Annotated in this window: 14 protein-coding genes; all 14 read left to right on the top strand. The window is 50.5% G+C overall.

Features of this window, described 5'->3' with window-relative positions:
• Nucleotides 1-19: 19 nt before the first annotated feature.
• Nucleotides 20-778 (top strand): sulfite exporter TauE/SafE family protein, encoded by a 759-nt coding sequence (locus tag ACO0LF_RS05280; RefSeq protein ID WP_423012645.1) that lies wholly within the window; start codon nt 20-22, stop codon nt 776-778.
• Nucleotides 779-962: 184 nt separating this feature from the next.
• Nucleotides 963-2,918 carry a tRNA uridine-5-carboxymethylaminomethyl(34) synthesis enzyme MnmG gene (gene mnmG / locus ACO0LF_RS05275; protein WP_423012643.1) on the top strand — a complete coding sequence of 652 codons (1,956 nt, stop codon included), beginning with the start codon at nt 963-965 and terminating at the stop codon, nt 2,916-2,918.
• Between the two features lie 133 nt (nt 2,919-3,051).
• Nucleotides 3,052-3,702: a 16S rRNA (guanine(527)-N(7))-methyltransferase RsmG gene (rsmG, locus tag ACO0LF_RS05270; protein ID WP_423012641.1), complete on the top strand. Its 651-nt coding sequence runs from the start codon at nt 3,052-3,054 to the stop codon at nt 3,700-3,702.
• A gap of 16 nt (nt 3,703-3,718) precedes the next feature.
• On the top strand, nt 3,719-4,495 hold the full coding sequence (locus tag ACO0LF_RS05265; RefSeq protein ID WP_422999523.1) for a ParA family protein: 777 nt from the start codon (nt 3,719-3,721) through the stop codon (nt 4,493-4,495).
• Between the two features lie 2 nt (nt 4,496-4,497).
• Nucleotides 4,498-5,391, top strand: coding sequence for a ParB/RepB/Spo0J family partition protein (locus tag ACO0LF_RS05260; protein WP_423012639.1), 894 nt, complete (start codon nt 4,498-4,500; stop codon nt 5,389-5,391).
• 13 nt (nt 5,392-5,404) lie between these two features.
• Nucleotides 5,405-5,971 (top strand): RBBP9/YdeN family alpha/beta hydrolase, encoded by a 567-nt coding sequence (locus ACO0LF_RS05255; protein WP_423012637.1) that lies wholly within the window; start codon nt 5,405-5,407, stop codon nt 5,969-5,971.
• A gap of 308 nt (nt 5,972-6,279) precedes the next feature.
• Nucleotides 6,280-6,618 carry an ATP synthase subunit I gene (locus tag ACO0LF_RS05250; RefSeq protein WP_423012635.1) on the top strand — a complete coding sequence of 113 codons (339 nt, stop codon included), beginning with the start codon at nt 6,280-6,282 and terminating at the stop codon, nt 6,616-6,618.
• Between the two features lie 2 nt (nt 6,619-6,620).
• A complete protein-coding gene (gene atpB / locus ACO0LF_RS05245) occupies nt 6,621-7,451 on the top strand; it encodes a F0F1 ATP synthase subunit A (RefSeq protein ID WP_423012633.1) in 831 nt (276 codons plus the stop codon).
• A 78-nt stretch (nt 7,452-7,529) separates the two neighbouring features.
• Nucleotides 7,530-7,772, top strand: a complete 243-nt coding sequence (gene atpE, locus ACO0LF_RS05240) for a F0F1 ATP synthase subunit C (RefSeq protein WP_110254369.1) — start codon at nt 7,530-7,532, stop codon at nt 7,770-7,772.
• A gap of 65 nt (nt 7,773-7,837) precedes the next feature.
• Complete coding sequence (locus ACO0LF_RS05235; RefSeq protein ID WP_422999512.1) at nt 7,838-8,308, top strand: F0F1 ATP synthase subunit B; 471 nt, start codon at nt 7,838-7,840, stop codon at nt 8,306-8,308.
• A gap of 2 nt (nt 8,309-8,310) precedes the next feature.
• Nucleotides 8,311-8,844 carry a F0F1 ATP synthase subunit delta gene (locus ACO0LF_RS05230; RefSeq protein WP_423012631.1) on the top strand — a complete coding sequence of 178 codons (534 nt, stop codon included), beginning with the start codon at nt 8,311-8,313 and terminating at the stop codon, nt 8,842-8,844.
• Nucleotides 8,845-8,870: 26 nt separating this feature from the next.
• Entirely contained in the window at nt 8,871-10,412 is a 1,542-nt protein-coding gene (atpA, locus tag ACO0LF_RS05225) for a F0F1 ATP synthase subunit alpha (RefSeq protein ID WP_162044016.1), read from the top strand.
• 29 nt (nt 10,413-10,441) lie between these two features.
• Nucleotides 10,442-11,311 carry a F0F1 ATP synthase subunit gamma gene (gene atpG / locus ACO0LF_RS05220; RefSeq protein WP_423012629.1) on the top strand — a complete coding sequence of 290 codons (870 nt, stop codon included), beginning with the start codon at nt 10,442-10,444 and terminating at the stop codon, nt 11,309-11,311.
• A 30-nt stretch (nt 11,312-11,341) separates the two neighbouring features.
• Entirely contained in the window at nt 11,342-12,745 is a 1,404-nt protein-coding gene (gene atpD / locus ACO0LF_RS05215) for a F0F1 ATP synthase subunit beta (protein WP_423012627.1), read from the top strand.
• Nucleotides 12,746-12,764 lie beyond the last annotated feature (19 nt).

Raw genomic sequence — 12,764 nt, 5'->3', positions numbered from 1 at the left:
TCAAATTTTCAGGTTACCCATGGATATAGTATTGCTAGGTTTGGCCGCTTTCTTTGCTGGTTTTGTTGATTCCATCGTCGGCGGTGGTGGCCTCGTGCAGGTGCCCGCTTTGTTCTCATTCCTCCCAGGAACGGCACCAGCGACACTGCTTGGTACCAATAAGATGGCCGGTATCTGGGGGACGACGGTTGCAGCGACGCGCTATATGAAGACAGTCAGCCTGCGTTGGAGCATGGTGATACCAGCAGCATTCATGGCTTTTGCGTTTTCCTTTGCCGGGGCTTTTCTGGTGACGCATATCCCACCTACCTATTTGCGCAGGGCTTTACCTTTCATCTTGCTGGCTGTAGCTATCTATACTTTCAAGAAAAAAGAGTTTGGGGCGGACAATAAGCCGGTATTTTCAGGCAGTAAAGAAACCTATATGGCTATGCTGGTGGGTGCAGGCATAGGCTTTTACGATGGCTTTTTTGGACCAGGTACGGGCAGCTTTTTCATGTTTTTGTTTGTGCGCATCTTCGGTTATGACTTCTTGCGCGCCTCTGCCGCGGCCAAGGTATTGAATGTTGCCTGCAATACCGCAGCCCTGATCTGGTTTGGATACAGTGGCCACGTACTCTGGATGCTGGGCTTGACGATGGCTGTGTGCGGTGTAGGTGGCTCGATTTTAGGTAGTCATTTGGCAATAAAACACGGCACTTCATTTGTACGCAAGATGTTCCTGGGCGTGGTGGTGGCATTGATATGCAAGACTACCTATGATGGTTTCTTTAAGTAACAGTGTTTCACGTGAAACAATCAGGTAGACAAAATGGGACTTCGGTCCCATTTTTTATGCCTTGATACCTATGTTTCACGTGAAACATAGATCTAAATAAAAAGAGAATCTTTAGCTCGCCAAAGTTTGCACTGCAAAACAAACTATAATCGAGCCTCATCTCCTAGATTCTCAGAAATCCACCATGTTTTATCCTAAAGAATTCGATGTCATCGTCGTCGGCGGCGGTCACGCCGGTACTGAAGCTGCACTCGCCGCTGCCCGTATGGGGCAGTCCACACTGTTGTTGACCCATAATATCGAGACCCTGGGTCAAATGTCTTGCAACCCATCCATAGGTGGGATAGGTAAGGGGCATCTGGTTAAAGAGGTTGATGCCATGGGCGGTGCCATGGCCATTGCCACTGATGAGGCCGGCATACAATTTCGTATCCTGAACTCATCCAAAGGCCCGGCAGTACGTGCCACCCGTGCCCAGGCTGATCGTATTTTGTACAAGCAAGCCATACGCAGTCGCCTGGAAAATCAGCCTAATTTGTGGTTGTTTCAGCAGGCAGTCGATGATTTGCTGGTTGAAGGTAACCGTGTCGTTGGTGCTGTGACGCAGGTTGGCATCAGGTTCCGCGCCCGTGCAGTCGTGCTGACTGCAGGTACTTTCCTCGATGGGAAGATCCACGTGGGCTTGAATAACTACTCTGCAGGCCGTGCTGGCGACCCGCCAGCAATATCTTTGTCTGCGCGTTTGAAAGAACTTGCGTTGCCACAAGGTAGGTTGAAGACTGGCACGCCACCACGTATAGATGGTCGCAGCATCGATTTTTCACTCATGCAAGAGCAGCCAGGTGATCTCGATCCTGTGCCGGTATTCTCCTATATGGGTAACACCAGCATGCACCCTAAGCAGTTGCCATGCTGGATTACCCATACCAATGAAAAAACCCATGACATTATCCGCGCCGGTCTGGATCGTAGCCCCATGTACACCGGGGTCATTGAAGGGGTAGGGCCACGCTATTGCCCATCGATAGAAGACAAGATACACCGCTTCGCCAGCAAGGAATCGCACCAGATTTTCCTGGAGCCAGAAGGCCTGACGACGAATGAGTTTTACCCCAACGGTATCTCTACCAGCCTGCCTTTTGATGTACAGCTGGACCTGGTGCGTTCCATGCGCGGCATGGAAAACGCCTACATCTTGCGCCCTGGTTATGCAATTGAATACGATTATTTCGATCCGCGTGGTTTGAAATCATCGCTGGAAACCCGTCAGATAGAGGGCCTGTTCTTTGCCGGTCAGATCAATGGCACGACAGGTTACGAAGAAGCCGCAGCCCAGGGTATGTTGGCAGGCTTGAATGCTGCACTGAAAACTCAGGGTAAAGACGCCTGGGTGCCACGCCGTGATGAAGCTTATCTGGGTGTGCTGGTGGATGACCTGATTACCAAGGGTGTGCAAGAGCCTTACCGCATGTTCACCAGCCGTGCGGAATTCCGTCTGAGCTTGCGTGAAGATAATGCCGATATGCGCCTGACCGAGATAGGTCGTCAACTCGGTTGCGTTAGCGATGCGCAATGGCAGCAGTTTGAAGAAAAGCGTGAAAGTGTTTCACGTGAAATGGAAAGACTACGTTCGACCTGGGTCAACCCCCGCATCCTCGCAGATGTGGAAGCTGAACGTGTCGTAGGCAAGGCTCTGGAGCGTGAATATTCCCTGGCTGATTTACTGCGTCGCCCGCAAGTGACTTATGAAAGCCTCATGAGTTTGCAGGGTGTGGAAGGGCAGGAGCTGGCCGGGCCAGGTGTGCTCGATCCACATGTGCGTGAGCAAGTAGAGATACAGGTTAAATATGCTGGTTATATAGACCGGCAGGCCAAAGAGGTTGAGCGCCATGCGCATTTTGAAAATCTCAAAATGCCGGTTGCTTTTGACTATATGGAAGTCAACGGGCTTTCTATCGAGGTCAGGCAAAAACTGAACAAGCATCAGCCTGAAAGCCTGGGCCAGTGTGGTCGTATTTCTGGCGTGACGCCTGCAGCGATTTCCCTGCTGTTGGTACATCTGAAGAAGCGCGGTTTTGAAGAGTTTATGGCGAGTGCTGATGCAGTGGCTGAGGCGGGTGCTGAAAGCCCAGCAGATTGATTCACGTGGAACATCAGATTGCAGGCATGTTTTTGCAAGCGCTTTGGTATGAGTATGTCTGCAAACACAAGAAATTAAAACGAAGAATAAAAATTGAAATGAAAAACAAGAAGCTAATCGAGGGCAGGGCCGTATGATTCACGTGGAACAAACACAGTTAAGAGCGATGCTGGCAAGCGGTGTTGAGGAATTGACACTGGATTTAAATAATGATCAAATTGATAACATGATTGCTTATTTGTCATTATTGTCAAAATGGAACTCTGTTTATAACCTGACGGCTATCCGCGATCCCAAAGAAATGGTCAGGCAACATTTGCTGGATTCCCTTTCTGCGGCGCCAGCATTCAAGGATGCAAAAAATATACTGGATGTGGGTGCCGGTGGTGGTTTGCCCGGTATGATGCTGGCCATTACTTATCCACAGGCCAAAGTGTCCATGATAGATACGGTCAGCAAAAAAACGGCCTTCCTGACCCAGGCCAAGACTGAGCTGGGTTTGAAGAATGTGACCGTCCATACCGGCAGGGTAGAAGCCTTGCAGGTCAAAGAGGCCTTTGACGTCATCACTTCACGCGCATTTTCTGAGCTGGCCAATTTCGTCAACTGGTCGGGTCATCTGCTGGCGGATGGCGGTCAGTTCATCGCCATGAAGGGCGTAGAACCGAAACAGGAAATAGACAGCCTGCCCGCTGGCTGGCATGTGGATAAGTTGCAAGCTTTGACGGTGCCTGGTTTACAGGCAGAACGTCACCTCGTCTTTATCAAGAAAACCCAGGCCTGATCTCACGGAAACCTCTATGGCAAAAATCTTTTGTATAGCAAATCAAAAAGGTGGCGTGGGTAAAACCACAACTACCGTCAATCTCGCCGCAGGCCTGGCGAAACTCGATCAACGCGTCTTACTGGTTGATCTCGACCCCCAGGGTAATGCCACCATGGGTGCAGGTATCAACAAGGCCAAGCTGACCGCTTCCATTTATGAAGTCTTGCTGGGTATGTCAGATGTGACGACCGCCAAACTGCGTTCCGAATCTGGTCGTTTTGATGTCTTGCCCGCCAACCGTGAGCTGGCTGGTGCCGAAGTGGAAATGGTCTCGCTGGACAACCGCGACAAGCGCCTGCGTGAAGCCCTGGCCAAGGTCGATGCTGACTATGACTTCATCCTCATCGACTGTCCGCCAGCCTTGTCGCTGCTGACATTGAATGGCCTGTGTGCGGCGCATGGCGTGATCATCCCCATGCAGTGTGAGTACTATGCACTGGAAGGTTTGTCTGACCTGGCCAATACCATCAAGAAAGTCTCCGCCAACCTCAACCCTGACTTGAAGATAGTCGGCCTGCTGCGCGTGATGTTTGATCCGCGCATGACGCTGTCGCAACAAGTCTCTGACCAGCTCGAACAGCATTTTGGCGACAAGGTCTTCAAGACCCTGATCCCGCGCAATGTCCGTCTGGCAGAAGCACCCTCTTACGGTATCCCCGGCGTGGTGTTTGATCCTGCATCCAAAGGGGCGCAAGCCTATATTGCCTTTGGTGCAGAGATGGTGGAAAGAATTAAACAACTGGAAAAATAAGTATGTCGATCAAAAAACAAAAAGGTCTGGGCCGCGGCCTGGACGCCTTGCTCGGCGGTGCCGCCGACTTTGCCGAAGCCGTACCTACCGTCACTGGTGCCCCTACCAGCCTGAACGTGGCACAAATGCAAGCTGGTAAGTACCAACCCCGCACCCGCATGGACGAGGGCGCACTGGCCGAGCTGGCTGCCTCCATCAAGGCCCAGGGTTTGATGCAACCTATCCTGGTTCGCCCGATAGGACAAAACAACGGTGTAACCCGCTACGAAATCATTGCCGGTGAACGCCGTTTCCGCGCATCGCAAATGGCAGGCATGGATGAAGTGCCGGTACTGGTCAAGGATGTCGATGACCAGGCCGCCGCCGCCATGGCTCTCATCGAGAACATGCAGCGTGAAGACCTGAATCCTCTGGAAGAAGCCCAGGGCATACACAGGCTGATCACGGATTTCTCGTTTACCCATGAGCAGGCAGCCAATGCAGTCGGGCGCTCACGCAGTGCGGTATCCAATCTGCTGCGCTTGTTGAATCTGGCCAAGCCGGTACAAACCATGCTCATGGCGGGTGACATCGACATGGGCCATGCCCGTTCGCTGCTGGTGACCGATGCCGCCACCCAGATACAACTGGCGAATCAGATCGTCGCCAAACGCATGTCAGTCCGTGAAGCAGAAAAGCTGGTCGCCAAGACCACGGCAGATATGAGTGCCAATGGCAAGCCACGCGACAAGGCAGAAAAATCCCGCGATATCACCCGCCTTGAAGAAGAGTTATCCGATTTGCTGGCGACCCAGGTTGCGCTTAAATTAGGCAGCAAGGGCAGGGGGCAAATGCTGATCGATTTTGCCGATCTGGATAGCCTGGACGGCATCATCCTGAAAATTCGCGGACAGTAAAAAGATTCAGCCCATGCAGATACTGACTTTACCCGGCCTGTATGGCTCAGGCCCCGGCCACTGGCAAACACGCTGGGAAGCCGAATTACCCAACGTCAAAAGAGTAGAGCAACAAGACTGGGATCATCCAGTCAAGGATCAGTGGGTTGCCACTTTGTCAGCTGCCGTTAATGCGGTTGATGATGAAGTGGTGCTGGTGGCGCATAGCATGGGTTGTGCGCTGACAGCCTGGTGGCTGGCATCCGGCATGCCGGGGGTAGTGGATAAAAGCAAAGTCAGGGCAGCATTCCTGGTGGCCCCGCCCAATGTGGGACGGGCAAATTTCCCCGCGCCCAGTTTTAATCCCATGCCGCAGATCAGCTTCCCGTTTCCGGTCGCCGTGGTAGCATCCAGCGATGATCCCTGGTGCGATCTGTCAATTGTTGAAGCCTGGGCAAGCAGCTGGGGAGCCGAGCTGCACCTGATTGGTGCAAGAGGCCATATCAATGGCGAGTCTGGTCTGGGTAGCTGGACGCAAGGCCAGGCCTGGCTGAACGGATTGATTGCAAAAACAGCAAAAACGACAAAACCAGTACAATAATAAAAAAGCACCAAAATGTTGCATTTTTATGCAATGCACCAAACGTTTGACCATATGCATCAAACGTTTGACGTTATTACGCACAACCACGTATAATTCCGTGGTTTTGATTGGCGAGGATTTGCGCTGCCCGGTTATATAGTGGCAAGCCAGTTAAATTCAATGTCATATTTTAAAAATTATAGGACTTACGCAAGATAGTCCAGCAAAGCCCCACCGTGAACGCAGTGCAAAACTGATGTTGGGGCTGGCGATGAGCTTGATCCATTGCTGCTATTTTGCGCAAGTCCTGGATAAATGAGGGAAGCATGGCACGCATCATACTGCTGCAACTGGTAGCAGCGCTGGTCGTGAGCTTGCTGGCTGGAATTTTTGGCAATATTTCTTACGGATTATCAGCCCTGTTTGGGGGATTATCCTGTGCGATTCCAAATGCCTTGTTCGCGTTGCGCATGAGTATGAGCGCCCGGAGGCCTGGAGGAGCAAATCCGATGAGTTTTTTCATCGGTGAATTTTTCAAAGTTATATCGACAGTCGCGCTGATGGCAGCGGTTGTCTTCTGGTACCCCGATGTCAACTGGCCGGCCTTTTTGATCGCCTTCATCGTCGTACTGAAAAGCTATTTCATTTTACTCTTTAGGCACTGATCATGAGCTCAGCTGAACAAGTCACTCCGTCAGAATATATAGCCCACCACCTTGGGCATTTGACAAACCACGGCCACCAGGCACAAACCTCCTTGTGGGACATGTCGTATGTGAACGTTGATACGGTTATCTGGTCAGTCTTTTGCGGCTTGCTCGGCACGATCATTATGTATCTGGCAGCACGCAAGGCAACTTCCGGCGTTCCTGGCCGTTTCCAGTGCGCAGTTGAAATGCTCATCGAAATGGTGGACAACAATGCAAAAAGCATAGTGCACGGCAACACCAGCTTCATCGCCCCTATGGCTTTGTCGGTATTTGTCTGGGTAGTATTGATGAACTCCCTGGATTTCCTGCCAGTTGATCTGTTCTCTCAATGGTTGTTCCCAGTGCTGGGCCTGGATCATGAAATGCCTCATCGCGTGGTTCCTACTGCTGACTTGAACGGTACTCTGGGTATCTCCATTGGTATCTTCGGCCTGATGATGTTTTACAGCTTCAAGATCAAAGGCGTGGGCGGCTTCATCAAGGAATTGTTGACAGCACCGTTTGGTCCATGGCTTTTTCCTGCCAATCTGGCATTGAATCTGGTTGAATACGCAGCGAAAACTTTCTCGCTTGGTATGCGGTTGTTCGGCAACATGTTTGCTGGCGAATTGTTGTTCCTGTTGATTGCAGCTTTGCTGGGTGCTTCCGATTCCATTTTTGGTGGTATTGGTCATTTGGTACTGGGTTCTGCCTGGTCCATCTTCCACATCCTGATCGTACCTCTGCAAGCCTTTATTTTCATGATGTTGACTCTGGTATACATGGGTCAGGCTCACGAAGCGCATTAATTAAGTTTTGAAGTTTTAGTTTTTGGTTTTAGTTTTTTGGTTTTGGTATTTTAATTTTAACTTTCTAGGAGTTTTCTCATGACTAACGTCGCTTTCGTTGCATTGGCTTGTGGTTTGATCATCGGTTTGGGCGCTTTGGGTGCTTGTATCGGTATCGCTATGATGGGTGGTAAATATCTGGAAGCATCTGCACGTCAACCAGAATTGATGGAAAAACTGCAAGGTAAAATGTTGTTGCTGGCTGGTCTGATCGATGCTGCGTTCATTATCGGTGTTGGTATCGCCATGTTCTTCGCAACTGCAAACCCATTCAAAGGCTAATAGCTTTCCTTTTTCTACCGCAGGTCTCTGGCCTGCGGAACGATTAATTTGATAAGGAAACTAAAGTGAATCTGAATCTATCTATGTGGTACCAGGCTGGGGTGTTTTTCATCCTGGCTTTGGTGACTGCGAAATTCATCTGGCCACCAGTAATTGGTGCGATCGATGAGCGCATGAAGCGCATTGCAGACGGTTTGGCTGCTGCTGATAAAGGCAAGTTGGAAATGCAAGCTGCTGAAAAGCGCGTGCAGGCTCAATTGGCTGCTGCTGGTGAAGAGAGCAAAACACATATCGTCAACGCAGAAAAACGCGCTGCTCTGATCGTTGAAGAAGCTCGCAACACTGCTGCTGCTGAAGCTGCCCGCATTATTGCTGCAGCAAAAGCGGATGCTGAAAATCAAGTGACTAAAGCACGCGAAGAATTGCGCGACCAGGTTGCCACTCTGGCAGTCAAAGGTGCAGAACAAATTCTGAAACGTGAAGTCAACGCATCTGCTCACGCTGATCTGTTGAACCAACTGAAAACCGAGCTGTAATCATGGCCGAAATCGCAACGATCGCTCGTCCTTACGCAGAAGCGCTGTTTCGTGTTGCCCAATCCGGTAACCTGTCCGCCTGGTCGGACCTGGTTACCGAAATGGCACAGGTAGGTGCGCATCCCGATGTACAAGCTCTTGCACACAACCCCAAAGTCTCGGCTGATCAAAAAGCTGAGATTTTCTTGTCTGCGATCAAATCTCCAGTGACTGCTGAAGCGAAAAACTTCATCAACACACTTGCTGACTATGACCGTCTGACTTTGCTGCCGGAAATCGCTTTCCAGTTCCATGCTCTGAAAAACGCCCACGAAGGCGCTGCAGATGCAGAGGTAACTAGCGCATTTGACATGTCGGCAGCTCAGTTGAGCGAGCTCTCAGTGCTGTTGGAAAAGAAATTTGGCCGCAAGTTGCACCCTACTGTCAAAGTGGATTCCTCTTTGATCGGTGGTGTACGCATCGTGGTTGGTGATCAGGTGCTCGACACGTCGGTACGCGCGAAGCTGCAGAAAATGCACGTCGCCCTGACCGCGTAAGAACGTAATAAATATTAGGAGTTAGTATGCAACTCAACCCATCTGAAATCAGCGAGCTGATCAAGAGCCGGATCCAAGGCCTTGGCGACACAGCTGAGATTCGCAATCAAGGTACGGTTATCTCCGTTACCGACGGTATCTGCCGCATTCACGGTCTGTCTGACGCGATGCAAGGTGAGATGCTGGAATTCCCAGGCAACACATTTGGTCTGGCGCTGAACCTGGAACGTGATTCCGTTGGTGCCGTTATCCTGGGTGACTACGAACACATCTCCGAAGGCGATACAGTTAAATGTACCGGCCGTATTCTGGAAGTGCCTATCGGTCCTGAACTGCGTGGTCGTGTAGTTAACGCGCTGGGTCAGCCTATCGACGGCAAAGGTCCTATCAATGCAAAACTGTCCGCGCCTATCGAAAAGATTGCGCCTGGCGTTATTGCACGTCAATCCGTTTCTGAACCTATGCAAACTGGCCTGAAGTCTATCGACTCCATGGTACCGGTTGGTCGTGGTCAGCGCGAATTGATCATTGGCGATCGTCAAACTGGTAAAACAGCTGTTGCGATCGATGCCGTGATCAATCAAAAAGGTCAAAACGTTACATGTATCTATGTAGCGATTGGTCAAAAAGCTTCTTCCGTTAAAAACGTTGTGCGTGCTCTCGAAGCCCACGGCGCCATGGAATACACCATCGTTGTTGCTGCTACTGCTGCTGAATCTGCAGCGATGCAATACGTATCCGCCTACTCCGGTTGCGCGATGGGTGAATACTTCCGTGACCGCGGTCAAGATGCACTGATCATTTATGATGATCTGTCCAAACAAGCTGTTGCTTACCGTCAGGTTTCCCTGTTGCTGCGCCGCCCACCAGGCCGCGAAGCTTACCCAGGTGACGTATTCTATTTGCACAGCCGTTTGCTGGAACGTGCAGCACGCGTTAACCCAGACTACGTTGAAGCTTTCACCAAAGGTGAAGTTAAAGGTAAAACAGGTTCTTTGACAGCATTGCCTATCATTGAAACTCAAGCTGGTGACGTTTCCGCTTTCGTTCCTACCAACGTAATTTCGATTACTGACGGTCAGATCTTCCTGGAAACATCCTTGTTCAATGCCGGTATCCGTCCAGCGATTAACGCTGGTATCTCGGTTTCCCGCGTTGGTGGTGCTGCGCAGACTAAAGTGATCAAAAACTTGTCCGGCGGTATCCGTAATGACTTGGCACAGTACCGTGAATTGGCAGCGTTTGCCCAGTTCGCTTCTGACCTCGATGAAGTAACACGCAAGCAGCTCGATCGTGGTGCCCGCGTGACTGAATTGTTGAAGCAAGCTCAATATGCTCCACTGTCTATCTCCCTGATGGCCGTTACTCTGTTCTCCGTGAACAAAGGCTTCCTGGATGATGTACCGGTCAAGCAAGTGCTGGCATTCGAAGCAGGCGTGCACAATTTCATGAAAACCAGCCATGCAGCATTGCTGCAGAAGATCGAAGAAACCAAGCAACTGGACAAAGATGGCGAAGCTGCCATGGCTGCCGCAATTGCTGATTTCAAAAAATCCGGCGCCTATTAATTTACTGTAGCTAGAAGGAGTCAATACTCATGGCTGCAGGCAAAGAGATACGTGGCAAGATCAAAAGCGTAGAAAATACGAAGAAGATCACAAAGGCGATGGAAATGGTCGCCGCATCCAAAATGCGTAAAGCGCAGGACCGGATGCGTGCGGCTCGCCCGTACAGTGAAAAGATTCGTACGATTACGGCTAACTTGTCACAGGCCAACCCAGAGTACACGCATCCTTTTATGGTGCAACAAGATCTGTCCAAGAAAATTGGCGTGATTGTTGTAACGACAGATAAAGGTTTGTGTGGCGGTCTCAACACCAACGTGTTGCGTCTGGTCACCAGCAAAATGCGTGAACTCGAAGGTAAGGGTTCAAAGATAGAAGCGGTCGCAATTGGTAATAAAGGTCTCGGCTTCCTGAATCGCGTAGGTGCGCAAGTGGTTTCCCATGTTACACAATTGGGCGACACTCCTCACCTCGACAAACTGATAGGTCCAGTCAAAGTTTTGCTGGATGCGTATCAGGAAGGCAAGCTGGACGCGGTTTACCTGAGTTATACAAGATTTATCAACACCATGAAGCAAGAGCCGGTGATGGAGCAGTTGTTGCCCCTGACAGCGGACAAACTGGCGACAGATAAAAATGCCCATACCTGGGATTATCTGTATGAGCCAGATGCGGCAACGGTGATTGATGAATTGTTGATACGTTATGTAGAAGCACTGATTTTCCAGGCCGTAGCGGAAAACATGGCATCTGAACAATCGGCCCGTATGGTGGCGATGAAATCAGCAACTGATAACGCAGGTAACGTGATTGGCGAACTGAAACTGGTTTATAACAAAACCCGTCAAGCCGCCATTACCAAAGAGCTCTCCGAGATCGTCGCCGGCGCGGCAGCGGTCTAAACTGAATTTAAATATTAAGAAGGAACGAACATGGCTAATGGCAAAATCGTTCAGTGTATCGGCGCTGTTGTGGACGTTGAATTTCCACGCGACGCGATGCCTAAGATTTATGACGCCTTGAAAATGGAAGGCTCCGAGCTGACATTGGAAGTTCAGCAGCAATTGGGTGACGGCATCGTCCGTACTATTGCTCTGGGTACTTCTGATGGTCTGCGTCGCGGCATGACTATTTCCAACACTGGCAACCCTATCATGGTACCAACCGGCAAAGCAACGCTGGGCCGCATCATGGACGTACTGGGCAACCCTATCGATGAATGCGGTCCTGTCAGCCACGAGCAGACAGCATCCATCCACCGTAAAGCCCCTGCTTACGACGAACTGTCCCCATCCCAGGAATTGCTGGAAACCGGTATCAAAGTTATTGATCTGGTTTGCCCATTCGCTAAAGGTGGTAAGGTCGGTCTGTTCGGTGGTGCGGGTGTAGGCAAGACCGTTAACATGATGGAATTGATTAACAACATCGCCAAGGCACACAGCGGTTTGTCCGTGTTTGCCGGTGTGGGTGAGCGTACTCGTGAGGGTAATGACTTCTACCACGAAATGGCTGACGCTAAAGTGGTGGATCTGGAAAATCCAGAAAACTCCAAAGTAGCGATGGTGTATGGTCAGATGAATGAACCACCAGGTAACCGTCTGCGCGTTGCTCTGACAGGTTTGACGATTGCTGAAGGTTTCCGTGACGAAGGCAAAGACGTTTTGTTCTTCGTGGATAACATCTACCGTTACACACTGGCTGGTACTGAAGTATCCGCTTTGCTGGGTCGTATGCCTTCCGCCGTGGGTTATCAACCTACACTGGCTGAAGAAATGGGCCGTCTGCAAGAGCGTATTACTTCCACAAAAACTGGTTCCATTACGTCCATTCAGGCCGTATATGTTCCAGCGGATGACTTGACCGATCCATCTCCAGCAACAACATTTGCTCACTTGGATTCCACCGTTGTTCTGTCCCGTGACATCGCTTCCCTGGGTATCTACCCTGCGGTTGATCCACTGGATTCAACATCCCGTCAGCTGGACCCACAAGTGGTTGGTGTAGAGCATTATGAAACAGCCCGCGCTGTTCAAGGTACTTTGCAGCGCTACAAAGAATTGCGCGACATTATCGCGATTCTGGGTATGGATGAATTGGCTCCTGAAGACAAACTGCTGGTTGCACGTGCACGTAAGATGCAGCGTTTCCTGTCTCAGCCTTTCCACGTTGCTGAAGTGTTTACCGGTGCTCCAGGTAAATATGTTTCCTTGAAAGAAACGATCCGTGGTTTCAAAATGATCGCTTCCGGCGAACTCGATCACCTGCCAGAACAAGCGTTCTACATGGTAGGTACTATCGACGAAGCAATCGAAAAAGCGAAAAAACTGGCTGCGTAATTACGCACTGGCGGTGCAG

The sequence above is a fragment of the Undibacterium sp. Di27W genome (genome assembly GCF_049340345.1).
In the GTDB taxonomy this organism is placed as follows: domain Bacteria; phylum Pseudomonadota; class Gammaproteobacteria; order Burkholderiales; family Burkholderiaceae_D; genus Undibacterium.
The sequence above is the reverse complement of the archived record's forward strand: the minus strand, read 5'-3'. Positions and strand labels throughout refer to the sequence as shown.